13 protein-coding genes are annotated in these 16,129 nt (G+C 64.0%); 7 read left to right on the forward strand and 6 right to left on the reverse strand.

What is annotated here, in order from left to right; all coding sequences use genetic code 11:
- The first annotated feature begins 4 nt into the window (after nt 1-4).
- The 4 genes from ACIPUD_RS36955 (at nt 5) to fahA (ending at nt 4,006) form a co-directional block, all read left to right on the forward strand.
- Nucleotides 5-229: a DUF2783 domain-containing protein gene (locus ACIPUD_RS36955; RefSeq protein WP_446482642.1), complete on the forward strand. Its 225-nt coding sequence runs from the start codon at nt 5-7 to the stop codon at nt 227-229.
- A 25-nt stretch (nt 230-254) separates the two neighbouring features.
- Nucleotides 255-1,217, forward strand: coding sequence for an MBL fold metallo-hydrolase (locus ACIPUD_RS36960; RefSeq protein ID WP_018456588.1), 963 nt, complete (start codon nt 255-257; stop codon nt 1,215-1,217).
- Nucleotides 1,214-2,560, forward strand: coding sequence for a homogentisate 1,2-dioxygenase (hmgA, locus tag ACIPUD_RS36965; RefSeq protein ID WP_446482643.1), 1,347 nt, complete (start codon nt 1,214-1,216; stop codon nt 2,558-2,560). Before ACIPUD_RS36960 ends, hmgA begins: the two co-directional genes overlap by 4 nt.
- A 174-nt stretch (nt 2,561-2,734) precedes the next feature.
- On the forward strand, nt 2,735-4,006 hold the full coding sequence (gene fahA / locus ACIPUD_RS36970) for a fumarylacetoacetase (RefSeq protein WP_446482644.1): 1,272 nt from the start codon (nt 2,735-2,737) through the stop codon (nt 4,004-4,006).
- A gap of 133 nt (nt 4,007-4,139) precedes the next feature.
- Here the strand turns inward: fahA and ACIPUD_RS36975 are convergent, their stop codons facing one another.
- Together ACIPUD_RS36975 and ACIPUD_RS36980 are read right to left on the reverse strand one after the other, a co-directional pair.
- Nucleotides 4,140-4,451, reverse strand: coding sequence for a DUF1272 domain-containing protein (locus ACIPUD_RS36975; RefSeq protein WP_085358513.1), 312 nt, complete (start codon nt 4,449-4,451; stop codon nt 4,140-4,142).
- 74 nt (nt 4,452-4,525) lie between these two features.
- Nucleotides 4,526-5,005, reverse strand: coding sequence for an Lrp/AsnC family transcriptional regulator (locus ACIPUD_RS36980; RefSeq protein ID WP_446482645.1), 480 nt, complete (start codon nt 5,003-5,005; stop codon nt 4,526-4,528).
- Between the two features lie 121 nt (nt 5,006-5,126).
- On the opposite strand from ACIPUD_RS36980, the gene hppD reads away from it, so the two are divergent.
- Nucleotides 5,127-6,242 carry a 4-hydroxyphenylpyruvate dioxygenase gene (hppD, locus tag ACIPUD_RS36985; RefSeq protein ID WP_085358517.1) on the forward strand — a complete coding sequence of 372 codons (1,116 nt, stop codon included), beginning with the start codon at nt 5,127-5,129 and terminating at the stop codon, nt 6,240-6,242.
- A gap of 205 nt (nt 6,243-6,447) precedes the next feature.
- On the opposite strand, the gene ACIPUD_RS36990 is transcribed toward hppD, so the two are convergent.
- From ACIPUD_RS36990 to ACIPUD_RS37005, 4 genes are all read right to left on the reverse strand, one after another.
- Nucleotides 6,448-7,560, reverse strand: coding sequence for a CaiB/BaiF CoA transferase family protein (locus ACIPUD_RS36990; protein WP_085358537.1), 1,113 nt, complete (start codon nt 7,558-7,560; stop codon nt 6,448-6,450).
- A gap of 209 nt (nt 7,561-7,769) precedes the next feature.
- Nucleotides 7,770-8,570: an FAD binding domain-containing protein gene (locus ACIPUD_RS36995; protein ID WP_085348890.1), complete on the reverse strand. Its 801-nt coding sequence runs from the start codon at nt 8,568-8,570 to the stop codon at nt 7,770-7,772.
- Nucleotides 8,571-8,583: 13 nt separating this feature from the next.
- A complete protein-coding gene (locus ACIPUD_RS37000; protein ID WP_446482646.1) occupies nt 8,584-10,926 on the reverse strand; it encodes a xanthine dehydrogenase family protein molybdopterin-binding subunit in 2,343 nt (780 codons plus the stop codon).
- An 84-nt stretch (nt 10,927-11,010) separates the two neighbouring features.
- On the reverse strand, nt 11,011-11,496 hold the full coding sequence (locus ACIPUD_RS37005) for a (2Fe-2S)-binding protein (RefSeq protein WP_085348891.1): 486 nt from the start codon (nt 11,494-11,496) through the stop codon (nt 11,011-11,013).
- Nucleotides 11,497-11,840: 344 nt separating this feature from the next.
- Here ACIPUD_RS37005 and ACIPUD_RS37010 point away from each other — a divergent pair, with 344 nt between their 5' ends.
- Both ACIPUD_RS37010 and ACIPUD_RS37015 read left to right on the forward strand, forming a co-directional pair.
- On the forward strand, nt 11,841-13,880 hold the full coding sequence (locus ACIPUD_RS37010) for a methyl-accepting chemotaxis protein (RefSeq protein WP_446482647.1): 2,040 nt from the start codon (nt 11,841-11,843) through the stop codon (nt 13,878-13,880).
- Between the two features lie 222 nt (nt 13,881-14,102).
- Nucleotides 14,103-16,129: methyl-accepting chemotaxis protein (locus ACIPUD_RS37015; protein WP_446482648.1), on the forward strand; the 2,027-nt coding region annotated here is incomplete at its 3' end.

Below are 16,129 nucleotides of genomic sequence, written 5' to 3' on the forward strand. Positions count from 1 at the left end.
TCGCATGCAGCTCTCCACCAGCTCCAACTTCGCGCGACCCGACGACGCCTTTCGCGCCATTGTGGAGGCGCATCGTGGCTTCACCGACGAGCAGAGCGCGGACTTCGACGCGGCGCTGGTGCTGATCCTCGCCAACCATATCGGCGATATCGTCGTGCTGCGGGAGGCGATTCTCCTCGCCAAGCGGCGCATGATCGACGGCCAGCAGCAGCAACAGCAACAACAATAGCCCCAAAGACTTGAAGGATGAATTGATGGCGAAGAACTTCGCATCCACCGGCGACCTCTCCGAGAAGAAGATCACCTTCTCCGAGATTGGCACCGATCTCTACGCCTTCACCGCGGAGGGCGATCCGAACACCGCGATCATCGTCGGCGACGACGGCTGCCTGGTGTTCGACGCGCAATCGACGCCGGCGATGGCCAACAAGGTGATCGAGCGCGTCCGTGCCGTCACCGACAAACCGATCAAATATGTCGTGCTGTCGCATTATCACGCCGTGCGCGTGCTCGGCGCCTCCGCCTACAAGGCGCAGGGCATCGTCGCCTCGCAGGAGACCTATCGCCTCATCGAGGAGCGTGGCCAGCAGGATTGGGATTCCGAGTACGGCCGCTTCCCGCGCCTGTTTCAGGACGCATCGAGCATACCCGGCCTGACCTGGCCGACGCTGACCTTCGAAGGCGAGATGTCGATCTATCTCGGCAAGCGCGAGGTACGCCTGATGCAGCTTGGCGCCGGCCATACCTCGGGCGACATCGTCGCCTGGGTGCCGGATGCCGAGGTGATGTTCTCCGGTGACCTGATCGAATACCACTCGGCCTGCTATTGTGGCGACGCACACCTGCGCGAATGGCCGCTGACGCTGAACGAGATCCGCAACTTCAATCCCAAGGCGATCGCGCCGGGCCGCGGCGATGCGTTGAAGGGTGTCGCCACGGTGCGCGAAGCCATCGCGATGACGCGCGACTTCGTCACCTCGCTCTACGGCGCCGCCGAAATCTCGGTCGCCAAGGGCCGCACGCTGAAGGAATCGATGGCCGCGACGCGCGAGGTCATGGATCCGAAATTTTCGAGCTTCGCCATCTACGAGCACTGTCTGCCGTTCAACGTATCTCGCGCCTATGACGAGGCGTCGGGGATCGACGACCCCGTGATCTGGACCGACAAGCGCGACCAGGAGATGTGGGCCGCCCTGCAAGGAGGAGGATCATCATGAACATCAACACCTCGCCCGATCAGATCATTCGCAGCACGGCCCAGGTCACGCCGGGCTACATGTCCGGCTTCGGCAACAGTTTCGAGACCGAAGCGCTGCCGGGCGCGCTGCCGATCGGACGCAACTCGCCGCAGCGCTGTGCCTACGGCCTCTATGCCGAGCAGCTCTCCGGCTCGCCCTTCACGGCGCCGCGCGGCAGCAACGAGCGCTCATGGCTCTATCGCATTCGCCCGTCGGTGAAACACTCGGGTCGTTTCGAGAAGGTCGACGGCGGCCTGTGGCGTTCGGCACCGTGCCACGAAAACGACCTGCCGATCGCGCAATTGCGCTGGGATCCGGCGCCGATCCCGAAGGAGGACATGACCTTCCTTCAGGGCGTGCAGACCATGACCACCGCCGGTGACGTCAACACCCAGGCCGGCATGGCCGCCCACGTCTATCTCATCACCAAATCGATGGTGGACCAGCACTTCTACAATGCCGACGGCGAGCTGATGTTCGTGCTGCAGCACGGCAATCTTCGCATCGTCACGGAGTTCGGCCGCATCGACGCCGAGCCCGGCGAGATCGTGGTGATCCCACGCGGCGTCAAGTTCCGGGTGGAGATTCCGAGCGGACCGGCGCGTGGCTATCTCTGCGAAAACTACGGCGGCGCCTTCACGCTGCCGGAGCGCGGACCGATCGGCGCCAACTGCCTCGCCAATGCCCGCGACTTCCTGACGCCGGTCGCGCACTACGAGGACAAGGACACACCGACCGAGCTTTACGTGAAATGGGGCGGATCGTTGTTCAGGACGCAGTTGCCCCACTCGCCGATGGACGTCGTCGCCTGGCACGGCAATTATGCGCCGTATAAATATGATCTGCGCACCTTCTCGCCGGTCGGCGCGATCGGCTTCGATCATCCCGATCCCTCGATCTTCACCGTGCTGACCTCGCCGTCGGAGACCGCGGGCACGGCGAATATCGACTTCGTGATCTTCCCCGAGCGCTGGATGGTCGCCGACAACACCTTCCGCCCGCCGTGGTATCACATGAACATCATGAGCGAGTTCATGGGCCTGATCTACGGCGTGTACGACGCCAAGCCGCAAGGTTTTGTGCCGGGCGGCATGAGTTTGCACAATTGCATGCTGCCGCACGGCCCAGATCGCGATGCCTTCGAGCACGCCAGCAACGGCGAGCTGAAGCCGGTCAAGCTGACCGGCACCATGGCCTTCATGTTCGAGACCCGCTACGCGCAGCGCGTCACCGCGCACGCCGCGAATTCCGCGACGTTGCAGCATGACTACGCGGATTGCTGGAAGGGCCTCGCGAAGCGGTTCGATCCGAGCAAGCCGTAAGCTTCTTACCCTCTCCCCTTGTGGGAGAGGGTGGCTCGCCGCATAGCGGCGAGACGGGTGAGGGGTTCTATCCGCGCGTGAACCTCTCCTTCGGACTCGCGGACAGATACCCCTCATCCGGCGCTTCGCGCCACCTTCTCCCACAAGGGGAGAAGGGAAAGACCGAGCCAAGTGATGCCCCATCCCAAGGACCCCAGCCTCCGCTCCTTCATCGGCGTCGATCCCGCCTCCGATTTTCCGATCCAGAACCTGCCTTATGGTGTGTTCTCGACCGCGGCCAATCCGACGCCGCGCGTCGGCGTGGCGATCGGCGACTATGTGCTCGATCTCTGGGAGCTTGAGCAGGACTCGCGGCTCGACGTGGGGCCGCTCGGCGTGTTCTCGACGCCGTCGCTCAATGCTTTCATGGCCTTGGGGCCAAAGGTCTGGACGAAGACGCGGGCGCGGATCAGCGAACTCCTGCGCGCCGATCATCCCGAGCTGCGCGACAACGAGGAGTTGCGCAAGCAGGCCTTGGTGCCGATACGCGACGCAAGATTGCATCTGCCGTTTGCGGTCTCCGGCTACACCGATTTCTATTCGTCGAAAGAACACGCCACCAATGTCGGCGTCATGTTCCGTGGCAAGGACAATGCACTGCAGCCGAATTGGCTGCATATGCCGATCGCTTACAACGGCCGTGCCTCGACTGTCGTGGTCTCCGGCACGAAGGTGAAGCGCCCGCGCGGGCAGCTCAAGCCGCCGAATGTGGAGGCGCCGAGCTTCGGACCGTGCAAGCGGCTCGATTTCGAGCTGGAGATGGGCGTGGTGGTCGGCCAGCCGTCGCCAATGGGCGGCATGCTCACGGAGCCGCAAGCCGAGGAGATGATCTTCGGCTTCGTGCTGCTCAACGACTGGAGCGCGCGCGATATCCAGCAATGGGAATATGTGCCGCTCGGGCCGTTCCTCGCCAAGGCGTTCGCGACCTCGATCAGTCCGTGGGTGGTGACGCGCGAGGCGCTGGAGCCATTCCGCCTCAACGGGCCGCAGCAGGAGCCGGTGCCGCTCGACTACCTCAAGCAGGGCAAGCCGCAGAACTACGATCTCGAACTCGACGTCTCCTTGCGCGCCGCCGGAGCCAACGCGCCCGCCGGCATCAGCCGCACCAATTTCAAATACATGTACTGGTCGTCGGTGCAGCAGCTGATGCACCACGCCTCCTCCGGCTGCGCCATGAATGTCGGCGATCTCCTCGGCAGCGGCACCATTTCCGGTCCGGAGAAGAACCAGCGCGGCAGCCTGCTGGAGATCAGCTGGAACGGCACCGAGCCGATCGAATTGCCCGGCGGCGCCAAGCGGTCGTTCCTGGAAGACGGCGACAGCCTCGTCATGCGCGGCTGGTGCCAGGGCGAGGGCTATCGTGTCGGTTTTGGTGAGGTCGAGGGGACGATTTTGGCGCCGGAGTGATTGCTGGGGAAGCGATGCGACGCTCTATCCACATTCTTCGTCTTGCGAGGTAGCGAAGCAAATCCAGAGTCTTTCCGGAGCGGCAGTCTGGATTGCTTCGTCGCAAGGGCTCCTCGCATGACGTGGTGAGAGTCTACCGCTTCTCCGGCGGCACCTCACGTATCCGCGCGCAATGCGCCGCGACGTCCTCCAGGCTGTACTTCAGATGCACCCGCTTGTCCGACGGCGCCTGGTTGGTCGTGCACACGCCCGGTCGCCATTCCTGCGTTGGCCTGATCGGGCGCGGCGCAAAACCGCCGCCGCAGTTCGGGCAGACGTTGGATAGTTTCGTCTCCACGCAGTCCGCACAGAACGTGCATTCATAGGAGCAGATCCGCGCATCGGTTGCGTTCGGGGGCAGATCGCGGTCGCAATATTCGCAGTTCGGTCGAAGCTGGAGGGCCATGGCTCAATCTCCGCAGATTGGCCGGGATCATCGCAGATCGCGTGCGCAGCGCGAATGCCGGATTTCCCTCGATTTCAGCCGGGCTTGATTTCCTTCAGCGGCAGACGCGTGCTTTCCTTCAGCCTGTCGAGCACGATCGAGGAGCGCACATGCGCGACGCTCTGGTGCGGCATCAGCACGTCGTTGACGAGGTTGGAGAGGCCCTTGAGGTCGTGCAGCACGGCCTTGAGCACGTAGTCGGCGTCGCCTGTCAGCGAGTAGGCCTCCTGGATCTCGTCGATGCGGTTGACCAGAGTCCGAAACCGCTTGGAATTGTCCGGCGAGTGGGTCGCCAGCGTCACCTGGATGAAGGCGACCACGCCGAAGCCGAGCGCCTCGCTGGAGAGATCGGCATGATAGCCCGCAATGACCTTCTCCTCTTCCAGCCGCATCCGTCGCCGCGAGCATTGCGAGGCCGAGAGCCCGGCGAGGTCGGCGAGCTCCTGGTTGGTGAGACGGCCGTCGTCCTGGAGCGCGCTCAGGATCTTGAGGTCGAAGGCATCCACCAAAGTCATGCGCGTTTCACCCACTTCATGCACAAACTGTGCATATGTTAATCAAAAGCCGTCTCATTTGCACGCCCCTTGCGCGTCCCATGAAGGATAGTTCCTCTCAGCAGCAATTTGGGAGAACACCATGGGTCCGTTTCCGCACGATGCACCGCCGGCCACGATCAGCGCCGAGAATCCGATGGGCACCGACGGGTTCGAGTTCGTCGAATATGCGCATCCCAATCCGCAAGAGCTGCACGCCTTGTTCAAGCTGATGGGCTATGTGCCCGTCGCGCGGCACAGAACGAAGAAGATCATGGTTTATCGCCAGGGCGACATCAATTACCTCGTCAACGAGGAGCCCGGCACCCAGGGTCACGATTTCGTCGCCGCGCACGGCCCCTGTGCGCCGTCGATGGCGTTTCGCGTCGTCGATGCGAAGAAGGCCTATGACCGCGCGATTTCGCTCGGTGCCGAACCTGCCGATGCGTCCTCCGCGCAGAAGACGCTCGACGTCCCCGCGATCAAGGGCATCGGCGGCAGCCTGCTCTATTTCGCTGATCGCTATGGCGCCAAGGGATCGGCCTATGACAGCGAGTTCGAATGGCTGGGTGCGCGCGATCCGCGTCCTGCCGGCGCCGGCCTCTTCTATCTCGATCACCTCACCCACAACGTCCACCGCGGCCGCATGGACGTGTGGACGGGCTTCTACGAGAAGCTCTTCAATTTCCGCCAGATCCGCTTCTTCGACATCGAGGGCCGCGCCTCGGGCCTGTTCTCGCGCGCGCTGACCAGCCCCGACGGCAAGATCCGGATTCCGATCAACGAGGACGCCGGCGATTCCGGGCAGATCGAGGAATATCTCAATATCTATCGCGGCGAGGGCATCCAGCACATCGCCTGCGGCTGCCGCGACATCTACCGCACCATCGAGGACTTGCGCGAGGCCGGTCTGCCCTTCATGCCAGCGCCGCCCGCGACCTATTTCGAGCGGATCGACGGGCGGTTGCCGAAGCATGGCGAGGACATCGCGCGGCTGCAGAAGAACGGCATCCTGATCGACGGCGAAGGCGTGGTCGACGGCGGCCAGACCAAGGTGCTGCTGCAGATCTTCTCGGCCAACGCGATCGGCCCGATCTTCTTCGAGTTCATCCAGCGCAAGGGCGACGATGGCTTCGGCGAAGGCAATTTCAAGGCGCTGTTCGAATCGATCGAGGAGGACCAGATCCGGCGCGGGGTGCTGAAGGTGGATGCGGCGTAGGCGGCCGTTGTCTGGAACGCGGTGGCATTAAGTGCCGCCGTCGTCCTGGCGAAAGCCAGGACCAATTACCCCAGGGAGCGGTCATTGGGCGAACTGGTAACTCCGAGTCTTCGTCAAACCGCGTTGGTGGCTATGGGTCTTGGCCCCCGTGCGCAATTGCGCACTAGGCCAGGACGACCCGGAGTGTGATGCGACAGCGGAGGACTTAACGCTCCGCCTTCCAGGCTTTCGTCACCGCGCCGATCTCCGCCACTTCCGGCTCGCGCACCGCCGATGGCGTCCGCGAAAAGCGCGGCGCCGGCGCCGGCTGCTTCACGCCGTGGCGCTCGACGAAGACGTTGCGGGCGACCATGTGCGGATGCTCGGTCGCTTCCGACATGGTCAGCACCGGCGCGAAGCAGATGTCGGTGCCTTCCATGATCTTGCACCAGTCCTCGCGCGTCTTGCTCTTGAACACCGTCTTCAGTTTTTCCTTCAGCGCGGGCCAGGCCTTGCGGTCCATCTGCGCATCGAAATCGGCGTCGGTCAGGCCGGCGTGCTCGCGCAGCAGCGCGTAGAATTGCGGCTCGATCGAGCCGATCGAGACGAAATGGCCGCAGGCGCATTCGTAGACGCCGTAGAAATGTGCGCCGCCGTCGAGGAAGTTCTCGTTGCGGCCTTCGGTCCAGCGGCCGAGCGTGGTCATGTCGAAGAAGAACGACATAAGCGATGCCGCGCCGTCGCACATCGCGGCATCGACGACCTGGCCCTTGCCTGATCGCGAGGCCTCCAGCAGCGCCGCAAGCACGCCGACCACGAGATACAGCGCGCCGCCACCGAAATCGCCGACGAGGTTGAGCGGCGGCACCGGCGCTTCCTTCGTGCCGATCGCGGCGAGCGCGCCGGTGATGGAGATGTAGTTGATGTCGTGGCCTGCGGCATTGGCGAGCGGGCCTTGCTGGCCCCAGCCGGTCATGCGGCCGTAGACCAGCTTTGGATTGCGCGCGAGCACCACGTCAGGGCCGAGGCCGAGCCGCTCCATCACGCCGGGACGAAAACCCTCGACCAGCGCGTCGGCATTCGCAAGCAGATCGAGCACCTCCGCGATCGCCGCCTTGTCCTTGAGATCGAGCTCGACCACCTTGCGGCCGCGGCCTGCGACCGACTTCATGTTCTTCCTGGCGCCGACCCGATCGAGCGTGACGATTTCGGCGCCCATGTCGGCCAGCATCATGCAGGCGAACGGGCCCGGTCCAATGCCGGCGAATTCAACGATGCGGAAGCCAGACAGTGGGCCGGAGGTGCGGACGGAGGAGTTTTGGGCTGATTGATCGAGCACGTGTTTGTTTCCTCGGATCCAAGGCGCATATTGCCGATGGTCGGCAAGCGCCAAGGCGTTCCTCTGCGGGGCGAGTTAATTGGCCGATTAACTTTTCTCGCCTTCACGCCAGTGAGGCAAGCGGTTTTCATGTCGCGTGGCTAAAATAAAACGGCGCGCACCGAAGTGCGCGCCGTGGAAAATTGCGTCGAGGCGCTAAGGCCCGATGGTCAGCGAGCGGCAGCCACCGCGCGCTGCGCCATCACCTTGATCAGGTTGGCGCGGTACTCCGCCGTGCCGTGGATGTCGGCCAGCAGATTGCTCGCCGAAATGCTCACGCCGTCGATCGCCGACGGTGACCAGTTCGCCTTCAGCGCCGTTTCGATGGCCGGGACCCGCATCACGCCGCTTTGCGAGGCGCCGGTGGCGGCCACCCGAACCTCGCCCGACTTCGTCTGCGCGACGAACACGCCGGTCAGCGCAAAGCGAGACGCAGGATGGCGCATCTTTTCGTAGCCAGCCTTCGCCGGAACCGGGAACGACACGGCGGTGATGAGCTCGCCGTCCTCCAGCGCGGTCGTGAACATGCCCTGGAAAAAGTCATCCGCCGTAATCGACCGCTTGTTGGTCTTCACGGTGGCGCCGAGCGCGAGCAGCGCGGCGGGAAAATCCGCGGCGGGATCGTTGTTGGCGATCGAGCCGCCGATCGTGCCGCGATAGCGCACGGCGGGGTCGCCGAGCACCGAAGTGAGATAGGCAATTGCGGGAATCGCCTTCTTCACGTCGGCATTCTGCATGATGTCGAAATAGGTCGTGCCGGCCTTGATGGTCAGCACGTCGCCCGAGAGCTCGACGCCCTGCAGCTCCTTGATCTTGCCGAGGTCGATGACGTCGGACGGACTGGCGAGGCGTTGCTTCATCACCGGCAGCAGCGTCTGGCCGCCGGCGAGGAACTTGGCTTCGCTGCTCTTGGAGAACAGGCTGACGGCTTCGTCAACCGAGGACGCGCGATGATAAACGGTCTGGTACATCTTCGTTCCTCCCTTACGCCGCGTGGATCGTGCGCCACACCCTGTCCGGGGTTGCGGGCATTTCCAGATTGTTCTTGCCGATCGCATCCGTGATCGCATTGATCACGGCCGCTGACGCCCCGATCGCACCGGCCTCCCCGCAACCCTTGATGCCGAGCGGATTGCCCGGGCACAGCGTCGTGGTGTGGGAGAGGTTGAACGAGGGAACGTCGTCGGCGCGCGGCATGGCGTAGTCCATGAACGAGGCCGTGACCGGCTGCCCGTTGGCGTCGTAGATCGCGTGCTCGAGCAACGCTTGTCCGATGCCTTGCACAAGACCGCCATGGACCTGGCCCTCGACGATCATCGGGTTGATCAAACGGCCGAAATCGTCGGCCGCGACGAAGTTGACGAAGGAGGTCTTGCCCGTACCGGGATCGACCTCGAGCTCGCAGATGTATGTGCCGGCCGGAAAGGTGAAGTTGGTCGGGTCGTAGAAGGCGCTCTCCTTCAGGCCCGGCTCCATCCCGTCGGGCAGATTGTGCGCGGTATAGGCCGCGAGTGCGACCATCGGGAAGGCGATCGCCTTGTCGGTGCCGGCGACCTTGAACTCGCCGTTGTCGATGACGATGTCGCCTTCCGAGGCTTCCAGCGCATGCGCGGCGATCTTCTTGGCCTTGGATTCCATCTTCTCCATGGCCTTCAGGATCGCGGTGAGGCCGACGGCGGCCGAGCGCGAGCCATAGGTGCCCATGCCGAACTGCACCTTGTCGGTGTCGCCATGGACGATCGAGACCTGACTGATGGGAACGCCGAGGCGTTCGGCTACGAGCTGGCAGAACGTGGTCTCGTGACCCTGGCCGTGGCTGTGTGATCCCGTCAGGACCTCGATGGTGCCGACCGGGTTGACGCGGACTTCGGCGGACTCCCAAAGACCGACGCCGGCGCCCAGGCTGCCGACGGCCTTCGACGGCGCGATGCCGCAGGCCTCGATGTAGCAGGACACGCCGATGCCGCGCAGCTTGCCGTCGGCCTTCGCCTTGGCCTTGCGCCCGGCAAAGCCGGCATAGTCGATCGCTTTCATCGCGGCGTCGAGCGAGGCGTTAAAATCGCCGGTGTCATAGGCCATGATCACCGGCGTCTGGTGCGGGAACTGGGTGATGAAGTTGGTCCGGCGCAGCGCGGCCGGATCGACCTTCAACTGCCGCGCCGCCGTCTCCATCAGACGTTCGATCAGATAGCTCGCCTCGGGGCGGCCGGCGCCGCGATAGGCGTCGACCGGCGTGGTGTTGGTGTAGACCCCGACCACCTCGGCATGGATCGCCGGGATGTTGTACTGGCCCGACAGCAGCGTCGCGTAGAGATAGGTCGGCACCGACGACGAGAACAACGACATGTAGGCGCCGAAATTGGCGTAGGTCTTCACCTTCAATCCGGTGATCTTGTTGTTGGCGTCGAACGCCATCTCGGCGTGGGTGACGTGGTCGCGGCCATGCGCATCGGTGAGGAAGGCTTCGGTGCGGTCGCCGGTCCATTTCACGGGACGGCCGACCTTCTTCGAGGCCCACAGCGCCACCATCTCTTCGGGATAGATGAAGATCTTGGAGCCGAAGCCGCCGCCGACGTCGGGTGCGATCACGCGCAGCTTGTGCTCGGGTGCGATGTTGTAGAACGCCGACAGCACGAGGCGGGCGACGTGCGGATTCTGCGACGTCGTGTAGAGCGTGAAATGCTCTTCCGCCGAATCGTAATCGGCAATTGCCGCGCGCGGCTCCATCGCGTTCGGCGCGAGACGGTTGTTGGTGACGTCGAGCTTCACCACGTTGGCGGCCTTGGCGAAGGCGGCATCGGTGGCGCCCTCGTCGCCGATCACCCAGTCATAAACCTGGTTGCCGGGAGCTTCGGGATGCAGCTGCGGCGCGCCGGACTTGATCGCGGCGTGGACGTCGGCGACCGCGGGCAGCTCTTCATAGTTCACGACCACGGCTTCGGCCGCGTCGCGTGCGAGATTCTTGGTCTCGGCGATCACGACTGCGACGGCCTGACCGACGAAGCGCACGGTCTCCGGCGCCATTGCCGGCCATGCGCCCATCTTCATCGGGCTGCCGTCCTTGGAGGTGATGGCCCAGCCGCAGATCAGGTTACCGACCTTGTCGTCGACGATTTGCTGACCGGTCAGCACAGCGACCACGCCCGGCATCTTCAGCGCCTCGGCGGGATCGATCCCCTTCACCTTGGCATGCGCGTGCGGGCTGCGGATGAAATGGGCATGGGTCATGCCCTGCAATTTGATGTCGTCGACGTAGCGGCCCTTGCCGGTAATGAAACGCTTGTCTTCCTTGCGCACGACGCTCGCGCCAATGCCTTCAACGCCCATGTCTGGTCCTCCCGACCGGAATTTGTCTTGACCGCGCTTTCCCTCGAAAGCGGCGGCGATCGTTCTTATTTCGAGGCGGGCCGCTTACTCGGCCGCCTGCGAGACCTTCATGCGGCCTGCCGCATCCAGCACGGCTTTGACGATGTTGTGGTACCCAGTGCAGCGGCAGATATTGCCTTCGAGCTCGTGGCGGACGGTGGCCTCGTCGAGCTGGCCACCATAGCGGTGCACGATGTCGATCGCCGACATGATCATGCCCGGCGTGCAATAGCCGCACTGCAGGCCGTGATTGTCGCGGAAGGCCGCCTGCATCGGGTGCAGCTCGTCGCCCTTGGCGATGCCTTCGATCGTTGTGATTCTGGCGCCGTCGGCCTGTCCTGCCAGCATGGTGCAGGATTTGATCGCCTTGCCGTCCATATGGACGACGCAGGCGCCGCACTGGCTGGTGTCGCAGCCGACATGGGTTCCGGTGAGGTTGAGGTGGTCGCGCAGCAGCTGAACCAGCAGCGTGCGGTCCTCGACGTCGACAGCAACGGCCTTGCCGTTCACCGTCAGTTTGACTGTAGACACGGTTGAAGTCCTCCCGGGATCGATTTTGATTGTTTCTAATTAGAGACAGCGACCCGGAACTTTGCAACTACGATTTTGGCCGCCCGCGTCATGGAAAAGTCATTGATCCAGAATGCCCAACATTGGTTTGGGGGGCGAGTCGGCCGGATCGGGTTGCGGCGCCGGGGCGCCAGCTGGGATGCCAGCGTCCATATCGCCCATCCGGCTCGCCTTGGCCGATAGAGCCGGAAACTCTGCGGGCGCACCGAATTTACCGCCCCTTATCGATTCTGCCTTAGTTTTGCGCAGCCAGGTCAGGGGGCGGGGCGCCACCGGATCTCGGCTGAATGAAAATGGGGGTGGGAATGTCCGGGCGTATCGCGTCGTCGTCGAAGCGCACAATAATGCCGACCCTCAGGTTCCGCGCCAAGATCATTCTGGGCTTTGCCGCGGTGCTGGTGATCTCCGCCGGCAGCATGGCCTTCTCCTATTTTGGCTTCGAGCGGGTCTCGTCCGGGGTCGGGTCCTACCGCACCAGTGTCACCGAGGCCGATCTCGCCCGTAACATCGACCGGGAGCTGCTCGCCTATCGCTCGGCCGTCAGATATTTCGTCGTCACCGGCAAGGAGGACGACGCCAAGACGGCGCTGGACGCGGAGACCGGCCTGAAGAGCGCCATCGACCAGGCGGTCAAGAGCGCCAAGAAGCCGGCGCGGCAGGAAAGTCTGGACAAGCTCGCCAAAGAGTTTTCAAACTTCTCCGCGACCTTCGCGAAAGTCCTCCAGGCCAAGCGTGACAGCGCGCTGCTGGTGCAAAACCAGCTCATGCGCAACGCCAACCTCCTGAAATACAAGCTCGACGACATCGGCAACAATGCCTCCGATTCCGAGGCGCAGGCGATCGAGTTCGGGACCAAGCAGGTCAACGCCCAATTCCAGACCGCGAGCGGGGCGGCGACCAATTTCGTGCTGACGTCCGACCAGGCGATCGCGACCAGCGCGCTGGCGCGGTTGAAATTCGTCGAGAACTCGCTCAACGCGGTCTATTCCATGGACGACAAGATCGTCGCCGGCCTGAAGGACGCCAAGGGATTGCTCGGTGCCTATCGGGAATCGCTGGAGAAACTGATCGCCAACGCCAAGATGATCGACGAGCTCGTCACCGAGATGAGCGGCTCGGCCGGCGCGATCCTTCAGGGTGCCACCGCCATGAAGGCGGACCTCGTTGCCGAGCAGCAGCGGTTGGAGTCCGAATCGGAAGCGACCGTCGGGAAGACCGAGCAACTGGTGCTGATGCTGGCCGTCGGCGGTACGCTGCTCGGCGCGGTCCTCGCTTTCCTGCTCGGCACCGGCATTTCGCGTCCGATGATTGCGATGTGCAAGGCGATGCGCGAGCTTGCCGCGGGCAATTTCGACGTCGTGCTGCCGGGCCTCGGCCGCAAGGACGAGATCGGCGAGATGGCCGGCGCGGTCGAAGAATTCAAGGTGCAGGCCGTGGCCAAGGCCGAGCGCGATGCCGCCGCCAACGAACTTCAGAACAGGGAGCAGGCCGCAAGCCGTCGTTCCGAGCTGATTCGTTTCGCCGATGATTTCGAGAGCGCGGTCGGTGCCATCGTCTCCAACGTCTCGGCTTCCGCCGTGCAGCTGGAATCGGCGGCCTCGACGCTGACCCGCACCGCCGAGACCACCCAGAGCCTGTCGAGCCAGGTCGCCGACGTCTCCGAGCAGGCCTCCAGCAACATGCAGTCGGTGGCGACCGCGACCGAAGAGCTCTCGGCCTCGGTCGAGGAGATCGGCCGTCAGGTTCGCGATTCCAGCCGCATTGCCGAAGCTGCCGTGGTGCAGGCAAAGGAGACCGATAATCGCATCGGCAAGCTCTCGCATGCCGCCCAGCAGATCGGCGAAGTCGTCAAGCTGATCACGGCGATCGCCGAGCAGACCAATCTTCTGGCTCTGAACGCGACGATCGAGGCGGCACGCGCCGGCGAAGCCGGCCGCGGCTTTGCAGTGGTCGCCAGCGAAGTGAAGTCGCTCGCGAGCCAGACCGCGAAGGCCACCGACGAGATCTCCTCGCACATCACGGGCATGCAAGGCGCCACGGCCGAGTCGGTTGCGGCGATCAAGGAGATCGGCGCCACCATCGGCCAGATCTCGTCGATCTCGACCTCGATTGCGAGCGCGGTGGAGCAGCAAGGCGCGGCGACGCAGGAAATCGCGCGCAGCGTCCAGACCGTCGCACAGGGCACTCAGACCGCCGCCACCGACATCGGCCAGGTCAACCGCGGCGCCGCCGAAACCGGCTCGGCTTCGGAAGAGGTGCTGCACTCGGCCAAGACGCTGTCGTCCGAAAGCACCCGCCTGCGCGCCGAGCTCGATCGCTTCATGGGGAATATCCGGGCGGCGTAGGGGCATTCCGCTCAATGTCGTGCCGCTCTCCGGGGTAATCGGTCCGGGATCAGCACTCCGCTCCGCTTGTCCAGGACGACGAGACCCTGCGTCACGTAACCGCCGGTTGCGGCGCCACAAATTTACCGCAGCTTATCCTTTGCCATTTACCGTGCTCACGCGTCAGGAAGCGGGCTGCTTCCGGGCTGCGCCTGGTTTTCCGCGAATGGAATGGGGTGGGGAATGCCCGTCAAGTCGAAGCCGACCACATCGAAGCTGCTCACCTTGCGTTTTCGCGCAAAAATCATCCTCGGCTTCGTGGCGGTGCTCGCCATCCTCGCCGTCAGCATGGCTTTCGCGTATTTCGGCTTCGAGCGGATTCAGGCCGCTGTGGCCTCCTACCGCTCCAGCGTCGCCGAAGCGGACCTTGCGCGGACGGTCGATCGCGAGCTGATCGCTTACCAGGGCTTGGCGCGGGCCTACACGCTGACCGGCGCGGCGGATGATGAGACCGCAGCCAAAGCAGCTGAAGAGAATTTGAGGGCCGCGATCGCCAAGTCGGCGGCGGCCACCACGGGCGCAGCGCGCCGCGAGCAGGTCGGCAGGCTCGAGGCCGACTTCAAGAGCTTCACCAAGGTGTTCGGCGAGATCATCACGTTGACGCGCGAGAACGGCAAGATCGCGACCGATGAGCTCAACAGCGTCGGCAACAAGATCCGGTTCAAGTTCGACGATCTTGCCGATACCGCGGCATTGGCGGGCCTGAACTCGGTTCAGGGTACGGCCAAGGATATCACATCGCAATATCTGGCGGTCTCCACCTCGGTCAGCGCCTTCGTCGCCAAGCCGGAGCCGAAGACCGCCGACGGCGTGATCGCCCGCATCAAATTCCTGGAGACCCTGCTGGTCTCGATCTATGCCAACGACCAGAAGATCACCGACCGCGTCACCGAGATCAGCAATCTCCTCAAGCAGTACCGCGCCTCCTTTTCAAAGCTGACCGAGAACGTGAAGGTCATCGTCAAGCTGAACGGCGAGATGACCAAGACAGCCGCGTCCATTCTCAAGCTCTCGGGTGAGCTGCGATCGGAGCTGACGGCGGATCAGCAGCGCATCGAGGTCAACGCCAATGCCACCATCGGTGAGACCGAGCGGCTGATGCTGATGATGGCGCTGGGCGGCCTTGCCGTCGGCGCTGCGCTCGCCCTGATGCTGGGCAATGGCATTTCGCGTCCGATGATCGCCATGTGCAAGGCGATGCGCGAGCTTGCCGCGGGCAATTTCGACGTCGTGCTGCCGGGCCTCGGCCGCAGGGACGAGATCGGCGAGATGGCCGGCGCGGTCGAAGAATTCAAGGTGCAGGCCGTGGCCAAGGCCGAGCGCGATGCCGCCGCCAACGAACTTCAGAACAGGGAGCAGGCCGCAAGCCGTCGTTCCGAGCTGATTCGTTTCGCCGATGATTTCGAGAGCGCGGTCGGTGCCATCGTCTCCAACGTCTCGGCTTCCGCCGTGCAGCTGGAATCGGCGGCCTCGACGCTGACCCGCACCGCCGAGACCACCCAGAGCCTGTCGAGCCAGGTCGCCGACGTCTCCGAGCAGGCCTCCAGCAACATGCAGTCGGTGGCGACCGCGACCGAAGAGCTCTCGGCCTCGGTCGAGGAGATCGGCCGTCAGGTTCGCGATTCCAGCCGCATTGCCGAAGCTGCCGTGGTGCAGGCAAAGGAGACCGATAATCGCATCGGCAAGCTCTCGCATGCCGCCCAGCAGATCGGCGAAGTCGTCAAGCTGATCACGGCGATCGCCGAGCAGACCAATCTTCTGGCTCTGAACGCGACGATCGAGGCGGCACGCGCCGGCGAAGCCGGCCGCGGCTTTGCAGTGGTCGCCAGCGAAGTGAAGTCGCTCGCGAGCCAGACCGCGAAGGCCACCGACGAGATCTCCTCGCACATCACGGGCATGCAAGGCGCCACGGCCGAGTCGGTTGCGGCGATCAAGGAGATCGGCGCCACCATCGGCCAGATCTCGTCGATCTCGACCTCGATTGCGAGCGCGGTGGAGCAGCAAGGCGCGGCGACGCAGGAAATCGCGCGCAGCGTCCAGACCGTCGCACAGGGCACTCAGACCGCCGCCACCGACATCGGCCAGGTCAACCGCGGCGCCGCCGAAACCGGCTCGGCTTCGGAAGAGGTGCTGCACTCGGCCAAGACGCTGTCGTCCGAAAGCACCCGCCTGCGCGCCGAGCTCGATCGCTTCATGGGGAATATCCGGGC

The organism is Bradyrhizobium sp. CAR08, from assembly GCF_052871955.1.